At 61.4% G+C, this 21,605-nt stretch carries 15 protein-coding genes; 8 read left to right on the forward strand and 7 right to left on the reverse strand.

Annotated elements, in window-relative coordinates; translation table 11 throughout:
• Positions 1 to 14 precede the first annotated feature (14 nt).
• On the forward strand, positions 15 to 1,175 hold the full coding sequence (locus JQ627_RS29295) for an acyltransferase (protein WP_212487851.1): 1,161 nt from the start codon (positions 15 to 17) through the stop codon (positions 1,173 to 1,175).
• Position 1,176: 1 nt separating this feature from the next.
• On the opposite strand, the gene JQ627_RS29300 is transcribed toward JQ627_RS29295, so the two are convergent.
• The 6 genes from JQ627_RS29300 to JQ627_RS29325 all read right to left on the reverse strand — a co-directional run bounded on the left by JQ627_RS29300 (position 1,177) and on the right by JQ627_RS29325 (position 7,978).
• Entirely contained in the window at positions 1,177 to 1,977 is an 801-nt protein-coding gene (locus JQ627_RS29300) for a hypothetical protein (protein ID WP_212487852.1), read from the reverse strand.
• Positions 1,961 to 4,171 (reverse strand): GNVR domain-containing protein, encoded by a 2,211-nt coding sequence (locus JQ627_RS29305; RefSeq protein WP_212487853.1) that lies wholly within the window; start codon positions 4,169 to 4,171, stop codon positions 1,961 to 1,963. The genes JQ627_RS29300 and JQ627_RS29305 overlap by 17 nt, the downstream gene beginning before the upstream one ends.
• A gap of 18 nt (positions 4,172 to 4,189) precedes the next feature.
• Positions 4,190 to 4,786, reverse strand: a complete 597-nt coding sequence (locus JQ627_RS29310) for a hypothetical protein (RefSeq protein ID WP_212487854.1) — start codon at positions 4,784 to 4,786, stop codon at positions 4,190 to 4,192.
• A gap of 321 nt (positions 4,787 to 5,107) precedes the next feature.
• Positions 5,108 to 5,749, reverse strand: coding sequence for a transglutaminase-like cysteine peptidase (locus JQ627_RS29315; protein WP_212487855.1), 642 nt, complete (start codon positions 5,747 to 5,749; stop codon positions 5,108 to 5,110).
• 159 nt (positions 5,750 to 5,908) lie between these two features.
• Positions 5,909 to 6,490, reverse strand: a complete 582-nt coding sequence (locus JQ627_RS29320) for a hypothetical protein (RefSeq protein ID WP_249143477.1) — start codon at positions 6,488 to 6,490, stop codon at positions 5,909 to 5,911.
• 102 nt (positions 6,491 to 6,592) lie between these two features.
• Positions 6,593 to 7,978 (reverse strand): O-antigen ligase, encoded by a 1,386-nt coding sequence (locus tag JQ627_RS29325; RefSeq protein WP_212487856.1) that lies wholly within the window; start codon positions 7,976 to 7,978, stop codon positions 6,593 to 6,595.
• 365 nt (positions 7,979 to 8,343) lie between these two features.
• Between JQ627_RS29325 and JQ627_RS29330 the strand changes: the two genes are divergently transcribed.
• The 6 genes from JQ627_RS29330 to JQ627_RS29355 all read left to right on the forward strand — a co-directional run bounded on the left by JQ627_RS29330 (position 8,344) and on the right by JQ627_RS29355 (position 14,985).
• Positions 8,344 to 9,534 carry an acyltransferase gene (locus JQ627_RS29330; RefSeq protein ID WP_212487857.1) on the forward strand — a complete coding sequence of 397 codons (1,191 nt, stop codon included), beginning with the start codon at positions 8,344 to 8,346 and terminating at the stop codon, positions 9,532 to 9,534.
• Between the two features lie 5 nt (positions 9,535 to 9,539).
• Complete coding sequence (locus tag JQ627_RS29335) at positions 9,540 to 10,892, forward strand: hypothetical protein (protein WP_212487858.1); 1,353 nt, start codon at positions 9,540 to 9,542, stop codon at positions 10,890 to 10,892.
• An 88-nt stretch (positions 10,893 to 10,980) separates the two neighbouring features.
• Positions 10,981 to 12,033: an acyltransferase gene (locus JQ627_RS29340; RefSeq protein WP_212487859.1), complete on the forward strand. Its 1,053-nt coding sequence runs from the start codon at positions 10,981 to 10,983 to the stop codon at positions 12,031 to 12,033.
• Positions 12,034 to 12,081: 48 nt separating this feature from the next.
• Positions 12,082 to 13,536 (forward strand): lipopolysaccharide biosynthesis protein, encoded by a 1,455-nt coding sequence (locus tag JQ627_RS29345; protein WP_212487860.1) that lies wholly within the window; start codon positions 12,082 to 12,084, stop codon positions 13,534 to 13,536.
• A 76-nt stretch (positions 13,537 to 13,612) separates the two neighbouring features.
• Entirely contained in the window at positions 13,613 to 14,119 is a 507-nt protein-coding gene (locus tag JQ627_RS29350) for a serine O-acetyltransferase (protein WP_249143478.1), read from the forward strand.
• Positions 14,120 to 14,247: 128 nt separating this feature from the next.
• Positions 14,248 to 14,985, forward strand: coding sequence for a bifunctional 2-polyprenyl-6-hydroxyphenol methylase/3-demethylubiquinol 3-O-methyltransferase UbiG (locus tag JQ627_RS29355; protein WP_212487862.1), 738 nt, complete (start codon positions 14,248 to 14,250; stop codon positions 14,983 to 14,985).
• A 58-nt stretch (positions 14,986 to 15,043) separates the two neighbouring features.
• Here JQ627_RS29355 and JQ627_RS29360 read toward each other — a convergent pair whose 3' ends face one another.
• The gene (locus JQ627_RS29360) at positions 15,044 to 19,402 is read right to left on the reverse strand and encodes an RHS repeat protein (RefSeq protein WP_212487863.1); all 4,359 of its coding nucleotides are present in this window, start codon (positions 19,400 to 19,402) and stop codon (positions 15,044 to 15,046) included.
• Between the two features lie 979 nt (positions 19,403 to 20,381).
• On the opposite strand from JQ627_RS29360, the gene JQ627_RS29365 reads away from it, so the two are divergent.
• Complete coding sequence (locus tag JQ627_RS29365) at positions 20,382 to 21,605, forward strand: glycosyltransferase family 4 protein (protein ID WP_212487864.1); 1,224 nt, start codon at positions 20,382 to 20,384, stop codon at positions 21,603 to 21,605.

Below are 21,605 nucleotides of genomic sequence, written 5' to 3' on the forward strand. Positions count from 1 at the left end.
GAGAAGTAGCAGTGATGTCTCTACCTGGATCCGACCGCCCCAGCGCCGAGAAGTCGGGCAGCATTTTGGGCTTCAACGGGCTGCGCGGTCTTTCGGTCGTCCTGGTCTATCTCAATCACAAGTGCGGACTGCAGTTCTACTCGGGCAGCGTCGGCGTCTGGATATTCTTCATCCTGAGCGGCTTCCTGATCATCGGCGAGCTCAACAGGCAGCGAGGCAAGGCCGAGACGGCCGCGTCCCGGCCCGCGGCGGAAATCGTCACCTTCTGGGTCAAGCGGGCGACGCGCATCTTTCCCGCATATTATGCGCTGCTCGCCATCCTGTTCCTGGCCCGGTCCTATTTTCAGCACGCGGGGCCCGACCTCGGCTTCCGCTATCACGTCGTGTACCTGTCCAACTACTGGATCGGCAGTGTCATCGGCGGCACCGCGGGTCCGTTCGGCGTGCTCTGGACGCTCTCGGTCGAGCAGCAGTTTTACGTGCTCGCACCCTTCCTTTTCATTCTGCTGCCGCTGGAGCGTCACTTCGCCATCTGCATGAGCGTCGTCGTTCTCGGCGTGATCAGCCATTTCCTGATGTATTCCTCGGGCTTCAATCACACGGCCATCCATACCCTGTCGCCGTGGAATTTCAGCCTCATCGCGTTCGGAGGCGCGCTGACGATCTTGCATCTCCAGAGACGGGAATGGGCTCCGAATGGCAACGGCACGTTCGTCTGCCTTCTCGTCATCGGGTTCATGCTGTGCTCGAACGGCGTGATTTATGACGCGCCTTCATCTCTCGCCCCCGCGATCGACATTGCGATCGGGCTTTGCCTGGTCGCGCTAATCTGGTGGGTTCGCGCCAACCAGGACAGTGTCTTTGTTCAGGCCCTGGAGTGGAAGCCGCTCGAGCATCTCGGGAAGATCAGCTACGGCTTCTATCTCGTTCATAACTTCATCCCGAACCCGCTCGGCAAGGCGCTTACGCTCTATGGCGGGATGTCGGTGCCCGATAGCGTGAAGATCACAGCGGGCGCAGCCATCGGCTTCGTGATCTCCTACGCTGTCGCGCATGTGTCCTGGAAGTACTTCGAATCGCCGATCCTGCGCAGCCGCCGCGGCCTGACCAGGTTCTTCCTGCAATACCTGCCCGAAAGTCCCCCGCAGGGCGTGCCGCGGACCGAGCTGAAATAGCTTAGCGGCTCACACGAAAGCCATCGCCATCGGCTGGATAACAGCGATGGCGAATCCGCAGGCCCTTCTCCGCGACGAAATGCGAGAACAGGTCCCGATCGGCTTCAGGCGCCGTGCAGGTGCGATCGAGCAGCACGAGGCGCGCCTCCGTGCCTGCCGCCTGATAGAGCGTGGCAGCGCTGGGGAACAGGCGGGCCTGGAAGATATCGGCGAAGTCCTGAGTGGCGTAATCCCTGAGCTCGGACGAGGCCGCATTGAAGACGCGAAGCGCCAGCGGCGCGCGGATGAGCTGGAGCCAGGCCTCATGCGGCGCGAAGCGATAGGAAAGACCGAGCAGTTCAGCCGTCCGCGGCCCGAAGCCGGCCTGGCGAATTTCGGCCCAGTAGCTGCCGAACCAGCCCAGCCCTTCGGTCGGCGCGCACGCCAGCAAGGCCCGGCTCGTGGATGCGACGGCCTCGGCGTCGATGTCGATCTGCTTCAGGTCGCCTGCGCGCGTCGATTCGTCGGCGATCGCGAGCTGGAGCAGCAGCAGCTCGCGCAGCGTCTTGGCGCTGCATAACCGGCGAGCGGACGGCAGATTGTCCGCGACGATCCATCTCAACCGATCGAGATCATAGCGTTCGCCGCGGGCGACGCGGCCGGCAATCTGCGGAACCGCGGGATTGGTCACATCAGGAGCAATGGACGCGATCCAGGCCAGCGTGACCGCAGCGAGTGCGACGGTCGAGCCGCGCAGAAGCCAGCGAAACCCCGATCCCTCGGCCTGCGTCGCCGGCTCGGTGGCGCTAGGCTCCCTCGACATAGTAGCTGTTGTAGTGCGAGCCCTTATACGCCTCGATCCTCTTGAGCATCTTCGGATTGGCGCGATTGAGCACGGCGCCCAGAAGCTTCTTCTGAATGCCTTCGGAGCTCGCCATCGACTCCTGGAGCGCGTTGCGGGTCGTGCGGCCCCACTCGATGACGTAAACCATCGCATCGACGAGATGGCTGACAGCCTTGGCGTCGGCGACTGGCATCACCGGCGCCAGATCGATCACGATGTATTCGTATTCCTCGCGCACCACCGCAAGCAGGTCGGCCATCGACTTGGAGGCGATAACGTCTGCCGAGTTTACCATGCGCGATGCGACGACGGAGGGCAGGAAGTCGAGCCCGCTCTCCTTGCTGCGCTGGATGTGATAGCCGAACGAACGCGGATCCTTGAGGGCTTCGACCAGACCGGTCTTGGAATGGGGCGCCAGCGCCCTCGTCAGCGAGCGGGTATGGAGGTCGCCGTCGATCAGGAGCGTGCGATGTCCGGTCAACGCGGTCAGATGACCGAAATTGGCGGCGACCGTCGTTTTTCCCTCTTTCGGCAAGGACGACAGGATTCCAATGACCTTGACCTCGCGCGAGAGGCGCGCGACGTCGATCGACACCTTGATGTTCCGCAGCGTCTCCGCGAACCGCGAGAACGGGTGCTCGACGACGTAGCTGGATATGTATCCTTCCGGATGATCTGCCGAAGTCCTCGCCGCGCGGATGTCGGGAAGAACACCGAGGCATTTCACCCCGAGCTGATCCTCGACGTCGCTCGGAGATCGCAGCACGTCGCTCATCAGTTCCTTCGTGAAGGCCGCCCCGAAGCCGAAACAGAGACCGCCCAGCAGGCCGCCGACCAGCGCCAGCAGCGTCTTGGGCGAGCTCTTCTTGTCGGGCTTGACCGCCGTGCCGATGATGCGCGCTTCGCTGATCGGGAAGCTCTGGTTCTGCGTCGCGTTCTGCAGCTTCTCGAGGAAGTTGTTGTAGAGGTTACGATAAGTATCCGCCGCGCTCTCGAGGTCGCGCAGCTTGACCTGCGCCTGACTCGTGCTGCCGGCCTGGGATACGAGATTCTTGAGATTGTCCTCGAGCGACGTCTCGCGACTCTTGGCGATCTCGTACTCGCTGCGATATGCGTCCGCGATACGACGGACCTCGTCCGCGATCGCCTTGCGCAGCTCTTCCATGCGGTTGGCGAGGTTCACGGCCGCCTGGTGGGTCTTGCCGTAACGGCTCGACCAGTCGGCATATTGCGCCGCCAGGTCGAGATACTGGGCGCGCAGGCGCGTGATCACCGTGTTGTTGAGTGCGTCCGTCACGGTCGGCTGGACGAGATCCTTGTCGAGCAGCGCCTCGATTCGGTCGAGGCGCGCCTTGGCCTCGGCGGTCGCGGCATGAGCGGCAATGAGCTGGGAGTTGACGTCCGCAAGCTGTTGCTCGCTCATCAGGCCCCGGCTGGTGCCCACGATGTTGTTCTGCGCCTTGAACGTCTGTACGGCGCGGTCGCTCGCCGTCGCCTGTTCACGCAACTCGGCGCTGCGCTGCTGGAGCCACTCGCCGGCGCGCTTGGTCGACTGATATTTCGCTTCCAGCGCGCCCACGATGTAGGCGTCCGCAATCGCGTTGGCGATCTGCGCAGCCTTGTTCGGATCGATCGAACGGAAGTTCATGGAGAGGACATAGGTCGTCAGCACGCGCTCGACCTTCAGGTTCTTCTGCATGAGTTCGACTGCGCCGCGCTCGACCCGCTCCTTGCTCGCAGGGCCGTCCGACCCGAACATCGAGATGACCTTGCCGATGACCAGCGGAATCAACCCGGGATCCGAGCCGTTGAACTCCGGATCCTCGGTGAGCTTCAGGCGACGGACGATCGACAGGAGGAGGTCGTCAGACTGGAGAATCTCGACCTGGCTGTCGACGAAGCCCGGGTCGATCAGTGCGTTGGCGGTTCCGCTGTCCTTGTCCAGCACCTGGGTTTGACGCGTGTCCATCAGGATGCGCGCATTCGCCGTGTACATCGGCGTTGCGCTGATCAGGTAGACGAGAACGAGTGCGAGTGTGGCGGCCACGATGGCGACGATCAGCGGCCACTGGCGGCGCACGATGTCCAGAGCGCGCTCGGCGCTGAGCGTCGTGCCACCGACCTCGATGGCATATCTCGGACGTTGCGGAAACTGATCTCGTGGCTGAAACATTTCTGGGAATCTTGATTGTCACTCGGGAAGGGGGACGGGTTTGAACGGATCGGCGACGTCGGTCTTCCATTCACCCGACATCAGGCCGGCGCTCGCGCTCGAGCCTGCCGGCAGATTATTGGCCGCAGGTGGAGTGGGGCTCCCCGGAGCAGGCGCCTTCGCTGCGTCCTGGTCCGCGAAATATCCCTTGAGCACGGCGCCGTCGTGCAGCTTGTTGACGAATTCGCTGATCCTGTGCGCGACGTCCGGCTTGGTTGACACGCAACGGTCTTCGGCACGATGGAGCCCGGCGCCGATTGCGATGCGATCGGCCTGGCTGGCTTCACGCAGCATGTCGCGAACCGCATCGAGCGCCGCGATATCGGTGACTAGCACGCCGGTCACCCGACCCGTCAGCTTGTCTCTGTCGTTTTTCGACAGCCGAAGGAGGACCGAGGGGTCCGCGATGAAGGCGCTGACTGCGCTCGAAGGTGCGCGCTCGGAGCGATCGACGCATTGAGCCCGCGCCGGCATCGCAAGCATTGCGGACAGCGCAATGGCGACGACCATGACGGTCCGTGCGGCCCCGAGAGGACCACGCAACAAGTTATCGAGTTTGAGGAGGATCGCGCTCATATCTCGTTGCGAATTATTGATGCTGTATGGGATTAGGCCGGTAGGTCCTTGATGGCCCAAAACTATGTCAAATTCTTGTGCGGCGCAAAATATAAACCAGAGCGGACCAAATTGCTATCCTTGCCGGCGCATCCTGATTCAACATGAACGATGCTCGTGCCGCGATCAGGCACAGATTCAACGAAACATTGCTCACATCTGCATGCGTTAAGCACGATTCTTAGGCAGGCGCCAACGCAAAGGCGCGAGGAACGGTCTCGAGACCATCTCCTCGCGCCTGCGGCAACTCTTGATTGAGGTTCGTGCGAAACTTCGCGTGATCTATTCGACGGTGCGCAGCATCGCGAGACGCGTGGCGCGCAGCCGCTCGCCATGCTCGCCGATCGCGACCCAGAAGCGCGGATTTCCGCCGGACTGCATCGAGATCCACTCGTAATCCGCGGTGTTCCAGGGGCGCACCGAAGCGGAAAGATTGTCCAGAACGAAGTCGCCGTCGGCAAGTCGCGCGACCAGCACGAGATGGCCCTGGCCGCCATTGGTCAGGACAACCGCGAGGCGCAGCGCCGACTTGGGCCAACCCATCTCGATCAATTGATGACGCTTGGTCACCGCGTAGTCGTTGCAATCGCCGGCGGACGGCGAAACGCTCCAGCGCGCCACCATCGGATTGGTCGATTTCTGCATCGGCGTGATCGACGCGTTGACCGAGCTGTTGACCTCGCGCAGCATGCTCATCGCCCGGTCGCCCGAAGGCAGGGTCCGGTCGGCGGCGTCGCCCGCGCATTCGGCGTCGTTGTTCATGCAGAACTTGACGAATTGCAGCGGCGCGAGCGCATTGTCGTACTCGCGGATGAACGCACCCTTCGCCTGATTGGGCGAACTGTCGTTCAACATCTCGGCCTTGGCGGCGGTGCCGGTCGACGCGATCCCGATCGCGACCAGCGATTTGATAATCCAGCTCATGACATCCCCGTCTCGCGTTTTCTTTTTGACGCTACGGGTATCTCACAAACGATTTGAGCTTTGGTTCCGCGGAAATTTACAATTGTAGCTAAATAGGCCGGTCGCGGAACCGGCCTCAGCGGGGTGGTTAATTCACTGCCAATGCAGTGGTTCCAGCCGTCAGCGCGACGGGCTTACGGAGGTCAGAACGGCGGTCGAGGTCGCCGCAAACAGCGTCTGTGACGCCGGACCGGGTCCGCTCTGATTCACGACCGTGGGTTGGGTCGAGGTTGCTGCGCCACCGCGTGCCTCCGCCGCGGTCGAACCAGGTCCGCCGCCGGCTGTGGTCTCGCCTGTCGGATCGGCGCCGTTGGTCGCTTCGGTCGGGATATCGCCGGTGATGCTGGTGAACGATTGGATCAGGTCGGGATTCTCGGTCTTGAGAACTGCCTCCTGGATCAGCTGGGCAACGCCGGGCTGCGACAGGACGCAGACCGAAGCGGCGGTGCCGAGGCCGGCGCCAATGGCGCGGCTTTGATCGGCGCTGCTGGCCTTCGCCAACGAGGCAATGCCGTCGACGGTCTCGGGACGCGCGGTCAAAAGATCGCGGACAGCCGAGGCGAGACCGCCTTGTCCGTCCTTGAACTGATCGAGCAGGCCGCCTGGATTGGCTAGAAAGTCGGTGGCGCGCTCGGCTGAAACAGCGCCGGTGTTGGCAACGCAGCCCGAGCTGACGCCTGTTGCGCCGAATGCTGCCGGCATTCCGGCGAAAAGCGCCAGCGCTCCAACGATCACAGTGAAGCGCCTACCAGAATTCCAGCTCATTGCCCTGCCCATTTCAATCAATTTGGCTTTAAACTTCAATTAATTTGACTTTAGCTCGACTTGCACTGATTTGCCACGTTCTTTTCGCATCTGTGACGATAGCGATTGCGCGAGGCCGCATCCGACGATGGCTGCGAAAAACACGCCGTAACCGGGTATCTGCAACGAGAAATCGATGCAGCTATGTGCAACTCCCAATACAGCGACGCTGGCGCCGATCACGGGCATGTAGCGGTCGCGCTTTCGGCGCAAGCTTCCGGTAAACAGATGGTAAAAATACCAGAGGCTGGCCAGCGCGATCACAGTGAAGGCGGGAATGCCCAATTCGACGGCAATTTCCAGCGGCGTGCTGTGAGCGCGGTCCCAGATGCCGAGACTACCGAGCTCTGCGGGCCTGATGGCGGGAAAAACAGCTTCGAAGTTGCCTAGCCCGACACCGAGTAGCCGATGATCGACGATGATCCCCAATGAGGTCCGGTAGGCAGCAAGCCGCTGAGGATCGATCAGCCCGTGTTCGACGATTCGCCCCGCCACGAGGCCGCCTACGAGCTGCAAGAGCACGAGCCCTGCTGCCGCTGAGCCCCCGAGGACCAGCCACTTCCGCGATCTGCCAAGCTCTAGCGGCATAAGATAAAGGATGATGGCCAGCACGAACGCGCCGACCGACAGCAGAAGGCCCGCCCGCGATCCGGTCATGGCAAGCGCGATCGTGCAGATCGCGAAGCCGGCTCCAAGTGGCACCGGCGCGGAGAGGATTTGCTCTAGCCGCGATCGCCAATCGGGTTGCTCCGGCGGGCCGCCTTCCTGGCGGTGCATGGTGCGCAGAAGCGGCACCAGAAACAGCAGGGCGCAGGTGCCCCAGAATGTCGCCGCCGTGTTTCGATTGACGAAGGTCCCCGTGGCAAAGCCGAGATACGCTTCTTTCTGCCTGAACAGCACCATGTCCGGTGCGATCAGCTCCGCCAGAATTCCGTACAATGCGTACAGGCACCCCGCCCATGCCAGTATGCGTAGCAGCGAACGTGCGGCTCCCGCATCACTTGCAAGAATAACGGCGCGCGTGAAGGCGAGCGACAGCAGCAGGACCGATCCGAATGCCAGCCACGGTCCGCGCGCGGTTACCGAGAGACGGTCGGGCAGTGCGAGCCCGAAAAAACGCCGCGGCAGTTCCCAGATCGCTGCGGATTCAATGGAAGGATCGCTCCACGTTTGCAACACCGCGATGACACAGACTGCTGCTACCGCCACTGCCAATGGAATCAGCAACATGGCATTGCGACGGCTCACGGCGGAAAGATCGGCGGTCAGCAGGCTGCAAACGAGCAGAAAATTCCAGAAGCAAATCCACGCGAGGTCGAGGGATCCGAGCGGAAGTGGCGCCAGCACAAACACCGCTGCGGCGAAAAATCGCGATATCGCGCCCAAAGGCCCCTCTGTCGTTCAGCTCAGCCGCGATGGAGCTACCAGAACCTCGCGCGAGATCAAGTTAATGCGAGGCTGAGTCGTTGATGGCCATTCGCAACATCGCAAACAAGAGCGCAGCGGCTCGCGCGTGCAGCCCTGATCTGTTCCAGACGCAAGGCCCGTTGCCTCACGAAAGCTGAATTGAAGTTTATGAGCATGTCGTCGGAGCAAAGATATCGGCCGGCGTCTTGCTGCCGCATCTGTCGTGCACTGTCCTGGTCGAGATCGGCGCTTCGCGGCTCTTTTCAGTTGAATAAACCACCCGGTGGAGGCATTATATTGCACCGCAGCATTTCGCTTTGGTCGAATCGTAGAGCCTCTATCAAGTGCTAGCTCATCAAACAAAGGCGCACTACGTTCCGCTGGACAGCGTACGTGGCCTCGCCGCCCTCTGCGTGGTCGTCCATCACTTCGTCGGATCGGATCCGCTCGCCGCTGCGCTGCCTCATCGCGCCTGGATCGACGTCGCGTTTTTTCACAATTCCTGGCTCTTCGTCGACTTGTTCTTCGTGTTGAGCGGCATCGTGATCTCGATGAGCTACGTGCAGTCGGAGTTCAGAGAGTTCGACTTCCGAACGTTCACCTTGCGCCGTATCGCGCGCATCTATCCGCTGCACATCGTCATGCTGTTTGCGTTTCTGGCGTTTCGCCTGATGCGGCTCACGCTCACCGAACTGGATCTGCTGCACTTCTCGACCAACGAGGCGGCGGATCTCCAGGTTAACAATGTGTACTCGTTTGTCGCGAATGTGTTCCTGCTCCATGCTATGGGCGTGCTCGACTATCTGAGCTGGAACGGCCCGAGCTGGAGCATCAGCGCGGAGTTCTACACCTATCTCGTATTTGGCGCCGTCGTCGTCGTGTCGCAGCGCCTTGGCTACATCAAGCTCGTCTATGTTTTCAGCGCCGTGCTGGCCGTGATGGGCGCGGCTCTCATTATCTTTGTACTCAAGAATGAAACGCTCGATTTCCAGACCAACGCCTTCACCCGATGCTTTCTGGGCTTCTTCGTCGGCGTGCTCACGCTTCGTTTCGTCTCGGGAAAAGGTCGTTCGGTGAGCCCCTTGGTTCAGTCGGCCTGCCAGATCGGCGCGGCCTTCGTCGCCATCGTGCTGGTTTCCGTCGTCGGCTTCGATGAACGGCTCAGCTTCGTGGCGCCGATCGTTTTCGGCGTCCTGCTGGGCTCGCTGATGGCGTTTCCGGAGCGGCTCCTGCCGAAGCTGCTGTCCGTTCGTCCGCTGGTCTGGCTGGGCAAGCGCTCCTATTCGATCTACATGACGCATGCGCTGATACTTGTCCTCATCCAGTACTTCGCGCGTGGCGTGGGCACCGGGCGCCTGCAAATCGTGGACAACATTCTTCCCGGACTGGCGGCCTCGTTGCTGCTCGCCACCTTCGTGGCCGCCGTGCTCGTGCTCTCCAACTTCACCTATCTCTGGGTCGAGATGCCGGGGTCGCGGTTCGTGCTTCGGCTCTTCAATCGCCGCGCCGTTCCCGCTGTGGTCGCGGCGGAGTGACGGGCATGTCCGGCAATTCTTCGGCTCTACCGAGCTCGGACTGGCGCATCGTCGATCCGGTGGCCTTGCCCCGGCATCACCAGCAGGAGGGCAGTGCATTCTTCAGTCTCGAGGCAATCGCGCTCTTGCTTTATTTCTACCGCGACGCGCTCGCAGGCGCGCTGCGCTATTATCTGGCCGTTCTCAAGATCAGCCCGTTGTGGTTCCTGCCCGACATTTTCGCGCTGGTCTGCATTTTTGCCTTCGTGCAGCGCTACGTCCTGATGGGACGTAACCTCGTCGCGATCCTCACGCTGTTCTACATCTGCTTTGCGCTTTACCTCGGATACGTGTTCCTCGGCTATTTCAGCGGCATGATGTCGTCGTTCAAGATGATCGCGCCGGTGTTCGTCGGCTTCTGCTTCTGCGGGCGCAATTTCGGCGACTACGATCGCCTGCTGCGGTGGCTTCACCCGATCTTCTACCTGACGATCGTCGGGATCATATTGTCGTCCCGCATGCAGTTGCCCTGGGTGGGATATGCCTACGAGACTTTCGGCACGACGCGGCAGGCGACGCGGCTGTGGTGGTCGGCGTCCGAGACGCGCCTGGCGGGGCTGGCCGCCGACAGCACGATGGCCGCATTCTTCGTGTTCATATCGTTCACGATCAGCTCGGTGCGCCGGAGCCTGCTGTGGTGCCTGTTCTGGGCCCCGATCGGTCTCTACGCCATCAAATTGACCACGAACAAGACGTCGCTCGGCGTGATGGTGATCTACATCGCTTGCCTGATCATCGTTCGCCTCGTTCCCGAGCGTGAGAAGTTTCCCATGCTCCGACGCATGGCGCTGCTTTCGTTCCTGTCGATCCTCGTGCCTGCGGTGCTGATCGCGCTGTTCTCCGGCAACGGGCTTGTCAGCATGTCGCGCGGTCTGTTCAGCCTGCAGGACCGCGTCAACAACAGCTGGCAGTTGCCGTTCGTCTACATGGCCGATCTCATGCCGGTCGGCTTCTTCGTCGGCTGCGGCCTCGGTTGCTTCAACTATCCGCAGCTGCTGTTCTCGAACAAGCTCAGCTATTACGTTCCGGTGGATAATTTCTACCTCGGCACCTACCTGATGTTCGGGCCGATCTTCGTGTTGTTCATGGTCATGGTCATCCTCGCGGTCGCAAGGACCAGGGACATCTACAAGCTGTCTTTCGCGGTGGCCATGAATCTCTTCACCATCACAGTGCTGGCCTATGGTCCGGCAAGCGGCTTGATCATGCTCGGCGTCGCCTTCAGCGAGGTCTTCGCCCGAGAGAGACGTGACGAGTCCGTCGCGGACGCGGCGCCGCTCGCGCCTGACGTCGACGACCTGGTTTCGCGGCCGGCATGATCGCGATGTTGCTGCATGCAATGAGCTGCAATGCGCAGCACGGGCTCTGGTCCGCAACTTTCCTTCATCTTGATATCGGATCGCGGCGGTGAGCGCAGACAGCAAGAATTTCGTGGAGGCGATCCAGGGGCTGCGCGGCGTCGCAGCGCTCACCGTGTTGATCGTGCATCTCCAGGACATGCCGCTTCTGGCGGGCTTCCTGCCTCCGATCTGGCCGTGGCTGGAATCGACGGTCAACTTGGGCGGGCACGGGGTCGAGCTGTTCTTCATGATCAGCGGCTTCCTGATTCCGGCGAGCCTGATGCGTCACCGCAGCGTCGGGAAGTTCTTTCTCGATCGCGCTCTGCGAATCCTTCCCGTGTTCGTGATCCTGCACCTGATCCTGTTCACGGCAGGCCCGCTAGTTGGCTACAAGTTCTTCAAGGGGATTGATCTGCCGACCTATCTCAAGCTGTTCTTCGTCAATCTCGCATTCCTGCCGGACGCCCTGGGATTGCCGATCGGCCAGCAGAATGCGTGGACCCTGAGCTACGAATGGGCGTTCTACATTCTGTTCGCCGTGATCTTCGTGATGTTGGTGCGACGGAGGAACTGGCTGCTGGCGGCGCCGTTCATCCTGCTCGGTCTCGCGGGCATTGCCTTTCGGCCGATCGCCGCGTTCTTTCTGGTCGGGCTGTTGTTCAGCCTGATCGATTTGCGGATCCGCGTCGTCGGCTGGCCCGGATTGCTGGCGGGAGTGCTTTGCGGGATCGCGATGTACGTGTCGATCGAATATGTGCATCCGCTGGTCGGGCTGCTGCCGGGCGCGGTGCTGTTTGGAATGGTCCTTGCTCCGGACTCCGGTATTGCCGTCGCTTTGAGCGGCAAATTCCTGCAGTTCCTTGGAAAGATCAGCTATAGCCTCTATTTGGTCCATCCTTTCGCGCTATTTCCGTTGCAGGTCATCGGAATGAAGCTGGCCGCGCATGGCGTCAACCTCTGGCTCCTCTGGGTCGGGTTTGCGGGCCTTGGCCTGATTGCCGCACTGATCGCGGGAACCGTCAGTTACGAGCTGATCGAAGTGAGACTCCGCCGTTTGCTCGATCCGGCGCTGCGGGGCCTGTTGTTCGGAGTTCGCCGTGAAGCTCGCTATGTCGCCTGAGCCCATCCCTTCGCAATCGTTTCAGCCGGATCACGTACGAGAGACGTCATGATCATCAAGAATCTGCTCTCGATGTCGAGCGTGAACGTGGTGAAGTCGGCCGTTCAGTTCCTCATCACGCTGCTGATCACCTATTTCGTGACGCCCACGGAATTCGGGCTCGTGGCGTTTTCGCTGCCGTTCATCGCCTTCATCTCCATGCTGACCGATCTCGGGCTGTCGAGCGCGATGATCCAGCGGACGTCGCTCACCCGCGAGGAAGCCGGCGCGGCGACGACTCTGATGGTCGCGATCGGGATTGGTTGTGCCCTGGTGCTGGCCGCCGCCTCGAAACCGCTGGGGGCTGCCGTCGACATGCAGGGGCTCCCGGCCGTGCTGGCTGCTCTCTCCGGTTCGGTCGTCTTGTCCATTTCTGCGATGGGGCCGCGCGCGGTCCTGGAGCGTTCCCTGCAATATCGGACCATCGCCCTGATCGAAGCCGGCGCGGCTCTGGCTTCCGCGACGGTGGGCGTGGCCGGAGCCCTGCTCGGATGGGGGATCTGGGCGCTGATCGCATACTATGTCCTGATGCAGGTGGTGCGCGCCGTCGCCTTCTATGTGAACACCAGGCGCCACATCCATCTGTGCTTCAAATGGCGCGGCGTCGCCCTGATGCTGTCGTTCGGCGGCTGGGTGCTGGCCTCAAACGTCCTCAACTTCACTGCGAGAAACGTCGGCAATCTCATGATCGGAGCCAAGCTGGGCGCGGCGGCGGTCGGCCTGTTCGGTCTCGCCTTCCAGTTCATGACGCTTCCGCTGATGATCCTGTCATGGCCGGGCGGCGGAGTTCTGATGGCCACCCTGAGCCGGATGAACGGCGAGCGGGAGCAGGAACGGCGCAGGGCGGCGATCTGCGCGGTGCTCGGCATGACCGCGATGATCACATTTCCGGCGATGATCTATCTGACATTCGGGTTGAAATATCCCGTTGCGACGTTCCTCTCGCCGCATTGGCAGGAGGTCCTGCCGCTGATAGCCATCCTCGCGCCCGCAGGCGCGGCACAGTCGATTGCGGCCTATGCCGGGCCGATCCTGCTGGCTCACGACAAGGCCCGGCTCCAGTTCTGGGTGAGCACCGCCAACAGTGCCAGCATGATCCTCGCCTTTGTCGTCGCGTTGCCGTTCGGGCTCACGGCCGTGGCCGTCGTGTACCTGATGGTATCGATCCTGGTTTGCGCCCTCATGTTGATGATTGGTGCCCGCAACTGCGCGATCCCCTATGCATCGTTGTTCGGCGCCCTGATGCCGGCCACCGTCGCCACCGCGCTCGGCGCATTGTGCGCGCTCGTCGCCACGAAGGGAGACGTCGCAAACCTGTCACATTGGCTGATGGCGACGGCCGTCTACGGGCTGATCGTGCTCGGCAGCTACGTGATATTCAGGCGTCGTATCTGGAACAGCATGCAGTCGCTGCTCGGCGGGTCGGTTCCGTCGATACCGGCGAATGTTTCCTCGGCAGGTTAGTAGAGATCGTTTGATGTCATCAGTTGAGGAAATGAGCAGCAAGTCCCAAGCGGGAATTCCGTGGCGCGAGGACCTGATGGCAAACACCGGCAGGTCCGGTGTCGGAGCCGCTTTCGTCGCCTTGCTGACGAGCCCGGGCTTTGCCGTGATCACGACCTGGCGCATCGCCAAGATGCTGCGATTCCAGACACGCTGGGGACATCAGATCACCTGGCTGCTCGTGCGGGCGCTGATGCGGCGCGGCTGCTACATCTCGGTTCTCGCGGAGATCGGTCCAGGGCTGATCTTGCCGCATCCGACCGGCGTCGTGATCGGCGAGGGGGCGCGGATCGGTCGTTCCGTGATGCTGTATCACAACGTCACGCTCGGCCGCCGTGCCTGGGATGAACCGGGTTGCCCGACCATCGGCGACGGTGCCGTCATCTACACCGGTGCCGTGCTCGTTGGCCCGATTTCGATTGGTGCAGGAGCAAACATTGCCGCCAACGCGGTCGTGACGCGTGACGTCCCGCCGCATTCCGTCGCCGCGGGAGCACCAGCGCGGGTCGTGCGCTCGGAAGCACCAGGTCGCCTGCGCGCCTGACGGAACGCGAACCGACGGCGCGGGTTCCCGTTGATCCGTTTATTCCGCGGGCGCAACCCGGTCACAATTCTGATTGCTTGCCATGTAAAGTTGTGTCTGGAAACGTATCAGACACAGGAAGCAAGCCAATGTCGTCGATCATCACGGATTTTTCGCAGGTCTATCCCTATCTCGACGGCTCGAAGTTCAAAGACACCATCGTCGTGCAGTATCGGGGCGACGGCGACGTCAGATACAGATGTGACGTCCTCGTGGACCTCTGTCGGGGCAAGCGAGTCCTGCATGTCGGATGCTGTGACCATCTGCCGCTCATCAAACGAAAGATCGACAACCGGGATTGGCTGCACGGCCTGATCACCGAATGTTCCGAATACACCATCGGCGTCGACATCGATGCGGGTGCGGTGCGGGAGGCGTCGCGGATTTCCGGGCTCGACAACATGGTCGCGGGCGACGTGACGTCCGGCCAGAAGATCGAGGCAATATCCGGCCGGAAGTTCGACATCGCCGTGTTTGGCGAAGTCGTCGAGCACATTCCGAATCCGGTCTCGTTCCTGTCGCGCTTCAGGGAGAATTACGGCGACGTCGTCGATCAGATCGTGATCACCGTTCCGAATGCCTTCAGGGGTGGCAACATCAAGGGCATCCTGAAGAACGTCGAGACGATCAACAGCGATCACCGGTTCTTCTTCACGCCTTATACGATCGCCAAGGTCGCAATCGACGCCGGCTATGCGCCAGTCGAGGTGAAGATGGCCACCTTCATGCGCGCCGGAACGCTGAAGTCGATGCTGCTGCGGCGGCTGCCGCTGCTGGCCGAGGATATCATCTTCGTCGGTGCGGCCACACCGGCGCGGCCGCACTGAGCTGCTTCTCCCGTCGTCCTGTTCAGCTGGCAGGGGGAACCTGCCAGCTGGTTCGGCATCAGACGAACAGGAAGTTGCCGTGATCCAGGGTGGTCGAATTCACATTCTTCAACAGGATGGAATCTGCCGAAGTGAGCTGGATCAGCGTGTCGGAGCCTGACTGCGAAATCTGCAGGTGGCTGTAGTCCGCCACCAGTGATTTCAGGATTTCGATCGTGTCGTGGTTGGATGCGGTTCCGGCGTGGAAGCTCTTGATCTGGTCGTTGCCGCCGTCGAACATGACGGTGGTCGCGCCCGGTGCCGCGGAGAAGATGTCGTTTCCGCTTCCGCCGGCCAGTGTCAGTCCCGCAGTCACCGCCGTGACGGCGTGGGTGCCGTCGGTGTTGAGGACGTCGATCGAGAGCAGCGAGCCGCTGCTATTGTAGCTGTCGTGCTCGACGGCGCCCGGCAGGCCGGAGACCTTGAACTTGAAGACGTCAGATGTTCCATCGGCGTTGTTGATGGTTTCGGTCGTCTTGACCCCGGTGCTGTCGTAGACGTCGCTGACCTTGCTGCCGTCCGACTTGACGACTTGCGTGTAGTCGAGCGTGCCGTCCGCGTGCGAACGGGTGATCGAGGTCATGTTGCCCGCAGCGTCGATGTGCTGCTGCTCCGTGACGTAGCTCTTGCCGGTGATGTTGTAGATCGTGTTGTCGTGCGAGCCGTCGGCGTTATTGGCGTAGACCGCGGTCTTGACGCCCGACGTGAACACGGTGGTCGAGTTGGAGCCGTCCTTGTTCAGCACGTAGTCGCTGGTGAGGCTCCCGCTGCTGTCGAACAGCTTCGTCTCCTTGGTGCCGTCGGCATTGACGACGTAGATCGACGCGTTCAAGCCGTTCGCGTAGTTCGTCGTCGTCACATCGCCGCCGGCGGTCTTGACGACATGCTGGGTGACGTCACCGGACGAATTGTAGTTGTCCGTCGTGGTCGATCCGTCGGTGCCGTTGTGCACCTCGCTCGTCTTGTGACCGGTGCTGTCGTAGAGGTCGGTGACCTTACTGCCGTCGCTGTTGATCACCTGCTTGTAGGCAAGCGTGTCGTCGGCATGAAGTCGGGTCAGGGTCGTCAGCGTGCCGGCCGCGGTGAGGTGCTGGATCTCGGTCGTATAGCTCTGGCCCGTGATGTTGTAGAAGGAGTTGTCATGGCTGCCGTCGGCATTGGTGACATAGAGCTTCGTCTTGACGCCGGCCGAATAGACCGTGTTCGAGGACGAACCGTCCTTGTTCTGGACCAGATCGCTGGCGAGCTTGCCACTGGAATCGTACAGCTTGCTATCTTTCGACCCGTCGGCGTTGACCACGTAGACCGACGCCAGCAGCGTGCCATTGTAGTTCGTCGTGGTGGTGCCGGAGCTCGTCTTGACGATCTCCTGCTTCAGTACTCCGGATGATGGATCGTAGGTGTCGGTCGTCGTGCTCGACGACGTGACGGAGACGACCGAGGTCTTGTGACCGGTGGAGTCGTACTGGGTCGTGACCTTGCTGCCGTCGCTGTTCAGCACCTGGCTGTAGGCCATCGAGCCGTCGGCATGGGTGCGGCTGACCAGCAGCAGCTTCCCGCTGGGGTCGATGTGGTCGTGCTCGGTCGTGTAGGACTGACCGGTGATGTTGTAGTAGTAGTTGTCGTGGCTGCCGTCAGCGTTGGTGCCATAGACCTTGGTCTTGACGCCGGCCGTGTACAGCGTGTTCGAGGACGAGCCGTCCTTGTTCTGAGCGAGGTCGCTCGCGATGACGCCGTTGGAGTCGTAGAGTTTCGAGTCCTTCGAGCCGTCGGCGTTCACCACGTAGACCGACACCAGCAGCGCGCCGTTGTAGTTGGTCGTCGTCACGTTGCCGGAGGTCGTCTGGACGACCGTCTGCTTGAGTACGCCGGCGGTGGTGTAGAAATCGGTCGTGGTAGCCGTCGACGTCGCGGTGACGACCGAGGTCTTGTGACCCGTGGAGTCGTACTGGGTCGTGACCTTGCTGCCGTCGCTGTTGAACACCTGGCTGTAGGCCATGGTGCCGTCGGCGTGGGTTCGGCTCACGGACAGCAGCTTGCCGCTTGCATCGAGATGATCGTGCTCGCTGGTGTAGGACTGGCCGGTGATGTTGAAATAATAGTTGTCGCGGCTGCCGTCGGCGTTGGTGACATAGGTCTTGGTCTTGACGCCCGCCGTATAGACCGTGTTCGACGACGAGCCGTCGGCGTTCTGGAGCAGGTCGCTCGCGATGATGCCCTTGGCGTCGTACAGCTTCGACTCCTTGGACCCGTCGGCATTGACCACGTAGACGGACACCAGCAGCGAACCATTGTAATTCGTCGTGGTCACGTTGCCGGAGGTCGTCTGAACGACCGTCTGCTTGAGCGCGCCGGCCGTGGTGTAGAAGTCGGTCGTGGTCGCCGTCGACGTGACGGTGATCACCGAGGTCTTGTGGCCCGTGGCGTCGTACTGGGTCGTGACCTTGCTGCCGTCGCTGTTGAAGACCTGGCTGTAGGCCATGGAGCCGTCGGCATGTGTGCGGACGACGGACAGCAGCTTTCCGCCCGCATCGAGCTGGTCGTGCTCGGTCGTGTAGGACTGGCCGGTGATGTTGTAATAGTAGTTGTCATGCGTGCGGTCGGCATTGGTGACATACATCTTGGTCTTGACGCCGGCCGAGTAGAGCGTGTTCGAGGACGATCCGTCCTTGTTCTGGACGAGGTCCGCGATCAAAGTGCCGCTCGCGTCGTAGGTCTTGGTGTCCTTGTCGCCGATCGACGAGACCGTGACGTCGCGCACCATTTTGCCGTCGGTGTAGGCGATGTTCTCCGACGAGCCGTCGGTATTGAGCGTGACCTTGCTGGTGATGACGCCGTCCGTGAAGTTGGACGTGCTGGTCGATACAAGCCTTGCTGAGGAGTCGTAGACCCTGGTCACGCTCCAGGTATCGGTCGAATTGGTGACGGAGAACTGGTAGCCGCCCTGGATTGCCCCCAGTGCGTTGGTGTAGTGCGAGATCATGTACTCCATGGTCGCGATCGAGGCGACCGGAAGCACGTGCGTGTCGGTGAGCGTGATGGTCTGAAGCGAATCCGAGGCGTTCAGGTCGGACATCTGCGACACGATGTCCTCAGCGGTTCCGCTGACATCGGTCACGGCGGGCGGTGTCGCGCCGTCTCCTGCCGGAGCGTCGATCTCGATGATCAGGGGATGATCCGTGATCGGAACCACGATCTGGCTGACATCGGTGTAGGTGGCGATCGGCGAGCTGCCCTTTAACGGGTCGTAGACGTTGATCAGGTGGTGGACGCTGCCCAGGTTGACGGTAACCGACGTCGTCGGGTTGGAGATCTCGGTGTCGGTCGCGTCGTTCCAGACCTTGGGTTCCGCCCAGACCACCAGCTCATAGGCGCCGTTGCTCTTGCCGAGAACCATGCTGTTCCCGCTCGCAGGCAGGCCGTCGAGCGTATAGTTCAGTGACGCGGTCGGCGTATTGCCACCCTTGCCGTCGTCGGCCAGGATCGTCGTCAGATTGTGGACTGCGGTCGCGGCGAGCTTCGGAGTTCCGTCGCTGTTGAACAGACCCCAGTGCGATTCGGAGTCTGTGGGGTCGTTGCTCCCCGAAGCGTCGAGCAGCTGATAGAGATAGGTGGAGCTGACGCCGTCCTTGTAGGCGTCGACCAGCGTGTTCAGGATCGATTTCGCCTGCACGTTCTCGCTGGCGCCGACATAGGGCGTGTCGCTCTTCGTGGTATAGCCCGTCTCCGTGATCACGACCGGCTTGCCGCCGGTGACCGAGGTGGCGTTACCGAGCAATTGTTCGAGGGCGGTTTCGGGTGTCAGTCCGGTGCTGACATAGGCGTGAGAGTTGGCGTAGTCGGTCGACCCCGACATGTTTCCGAGATTGTCGTAATCGGCCAGGTCGTTGTAGCCGATCGAAAGGTTGTAGACGGGGATGTCCTTGAGCGCGGCGTCCGCCTTGATGGCGCTGTAATAGACAGCCTGGAACTGCGCCGCGGCCGCGATGCTCGAACTCCCATTGTAGCTGAACCCCTGGATGTTGACCTCGTTGAGGCCTTCCAGCGCGATAACGCTGCCGGGGTGGCTGGCCGCGAACTCCTTTACGGAATCCAAATAGGACTGGAGCGCATCCGCGCCGCCGGCGGGAACGCCCGACGGAACCACCAGGTCGAATTTGTAACCGTCTTTCGCAAGTCCCTCGACGATCGGTTGCGCTTCCGGGCTCGTGGCGAGTCCGCCCCGCAGTTTCGTCACCCCAAGATATTTGAGATTGTCCTCGACGAGGGCGAGGTTGTCGTAGGCGCCCCATGAATATCCAACGTGAACATTGACGCCGATGGAACTGACAAAGGTGCTCGCCGACAGGATCGTCTGATCTGGTGATGCGGTAGTCATCGGTATTTCGGAGCCTTTTCTGAAACGCGAGAGTTCGGTGCCGCCTGCGTCTGTCGTATCGGCCAATCTCTGTTTTTCGAGTTGGTGAGATCGGTAAAAATGGAAGCACCCGGAGATTTTCTCACCGACGCTTCCTGCGCGACGCCCACAGCGCACGAATCTGCGTGGACTGAGATAGATCGATGAAGACCACGGCAATGTGCTTGCAGCGTGACGTTCGAATGGCGATGCAACGACGATGTTCGATCGATGTTGTGCTGGTGCCTAATCGAAACGCATTTGCTTGTCGCGCGAGCAGTCTTGCTTCGAATCTCTTGCTTCGAATCTATTGTGTTAGGCGCCGTTAAGCCTGTGGCGTGGGCGGATTGAGTTGCCTGAGAGTCACGGCCGCAAAAAAATGTCGATCGAATTTCGAATGTGACAGTTGCTCGGGCGCTGAAGGCTTGCAGCGCGCTTCCGAATTTTCCCGCGTGCAGTCGGAAGCGAGAAAGTAAATCTATGGAACTCGATACCAGAGTTTTGTTTTCTCTCCTGGTCGCTGCGACGCTCGTGTCGATGTCAATGCACAAGGATATGAGTCTGTCTTTCGTCCGATGAAGACGCGCCTCGTTGTGGTGTAGGGTCAGTCGAACGAGCGACACCGACCGGATTAAAGGTCCAATCTGTGTGCACGTGGGGCGACGAGCGGCGCGTTGACGGCGGGACAATCGGTCGCGGGTCCGGCGGGCAATGGGCCGGGGGACGTTTCAACCGGGCGTTGCTTGCGGAATTCGATGGGAACGCCGACTTCCGGCGGAAGGAGCCGAACGCGAGACGCGGACTTCGGACGTCGCCCGGTGCCGGCATGGAGTGTCGCAGATCCGCAACGTCAATATGTTAGGCGCGCAACGCTGTTGCGGGCAAACCGCTGGCACGGCATGGAATTTGCCGCTAAGCACTGACCGAAATGTCGTTGATTGAACGGAGTAAGGCCATTCCCATGCAAGATCCCGCCCCGAATGTCATGTTTCTGGTTGAGGTCGTGAATTGCAATGATGGGATTGCATCCTATTGCGAGACCCTGGCCACGGGATTGCATGGCCGGGGCGTGCAGATCCACCTGGTCTCCGGTGCCGTGCGCTCGGACGAGAAATCCGAATACAAGCGTCAGAAGCTGGCGGCTGCCGTCAGGGAATGGCACGTCGTTCCCGGGCTTCGGAAGCTGCCCTCGCTGTCGATCTTCATGCGGCTGTTGAAGCTGATCCGGAAGAACAACATCACCGTGATCAACGTCCACGGGCTGGGCATGCTGATGTGGGGCAGGCTGCTCGCGCTGCTCACCGGCGCGCGCTGCGTCGCGACCTATCATCCCTCGGTGCTCGGGAACATCGAGAAAGTGCAGAATGCGCCGCAATCGACCTTCAGCCCGGTTCAGGTCCTGTTCTTCAACCTCTTCTTTCCCCATACCCTCATTCTGATGTCGGAGGAATCGCTCCGGCATCTCAGGCGCTACGTGCTGTTCGGCAAGAACCGGATCGCCAAAGTCTATGGCGGCGTCGACACGGTTCATTTCCGTCCGCCCTCGGATGCCGAGCGCCGCGATGCGCGCGCGAAGTTCGGCGTCGCCGACGGTGAGTTCATGTGCCTGCTGGCGGCCCGTCTCGCCTGGGTGAAGGGCCACGACCTGCTCATCAAGGCGGCGCGCAAGATCCGCGACAGCGCCAGTCCGTCGCCGATCGACATCAAGTGCTACTTCGTCGGCAGCGGCGGAGCCGAGCGGGAGAATGAAATCAAGTCGTTCGCCTTCGCCGGCGAGAAGGACAAGGACACCTTCAAGTTCCTCGGGTTCATGGGCGACGTCCGCGAAATCCTCTGGGCCGCCGACGTGTTCGCGCTGCCGAGCCGGTTCGAGGGATTCCCGCTCGGCGTTGCCGAAGCCATGGCGACGGGGCTCGTTCCGGTCCGGACCCCGGCGGGCGGTGCTTCAGACCAGATCATCCAGGGACAGACCGGCTTCATCGTGCCGTTCGAGGACGTCGATGCGCTCGCCGGTGCGCTCGAGAAGGTGGCCGACCCCGCGATGCGCGCCGCGCTGTCGCGCAATGCGCTTGCGCGCGCCCAGCAATATTTCGGTGTCGGGCCGATGGTCGACGAGACCCTCAGGATCTACGGTTTGACCGGCGATACCAGCGGCAACCCGCTGGCTCACGCGGTGAAGGCCTAA

It is taken from the genome of Bradyrhizobium liaoningense (assembly GCF_018130785.1).
GTDB lineage: Bacteria > Pseudomonadota > Alphaproteobacteria > Rhizobiales > Xanthobacteraceae > Bradyrhizobium > Bradyrhizobium liaoningense_A.

Excerpts from the sequence above, each read along its gene's own strand:
- JQ627_RS29295 (WP_212487851.1), top strand. The coding sequence starts at position 15 with ATGTCTCTACCTGGATCCGACCGCCCCAGCGCCGAGAAGTCGGGCAGC.
- JQ627_RS29300 (WP_212487852.1), bottom strand. The coding sequence starts at position 1,977 with ATGTCGAGGGAGCCTAGCGCCACCGAGCCGGCGACGCAGGCCGAGGGA.
- JQ627_RS29305 (WP_212487853.1), bottom strand. The coding sequence starts at position 4,171 with ATGTTTCAGCCACGAGATCAGTTTCCGCAACGTCCGAGATATGCCATC.
- JQ627_RS29310 (WP_212487854.1), bottom strand. The coding sequence starts at position 4,786 with ATGAGCGCGATCCTCCTCAAACTCGATAACTTGTTGCGTGGTCCTCTC.
- JQ627_RS29315 (WP_212487855.1), bottom strand. The coding sequence starts at position 5,749 with ATGAGCTGGATTATCAAATCGCTGGTCGCGATCGGGATCGCGTCGACC.
- JQ627_RS29320 (WP_249143477.1), bottom strand. The coding sequence starts at position 6,490 with ATGCCGGCAGCATTCGGCGCAACAGGCGTCAGCTCGGGCTGCGTTGCC.
- JQ627_RS29335 (WP_212487858.1), top strand. The coding sequence starts at position 9,540 with ATGTCCGGCAATTCTTCGGCTCTACCGAGCTCGGACTGGCGCATCGTC.
- JQ627_RS29345 (WP_212487860.1), top strand. The coding sequence starts at position 12,082 with ATGATCATCAAGAATCTGCTCTCGATGTCGAGCGTGAACGTGGTGAAG.
- JQ627_RS29350 (WP_249143478.1), top strand. The coding sequence starts at position 13,613 with ATGGCAAACACCGGCAGGTCCGGTGTCGGAGCCGCTTTCGTCGCCTTG.
- JQ627_RS29355 (WP_212487862.1), top strand. The coding sequence starts at position 14,248 with ATGTCGTCGATCATCACGGATTTTTCGCAGGTCTATCCCTATCTCGAC.
- JQ627_RS29360 (WP_212487863.1), bottom strand. The coding sequence starts at position 19,402 with ATGACTACCGCATCACCAGATCAGACGATCCTGTCGGCGAGCACCTTT.
- JQ627_RS29365 (WP_212487864.1), top strand. The coding sequence starts at position 20,382 with ATGCAAGATCCCGCCCCGAATGTCATGTTTCTGGTTGAGGTCGTGAAT.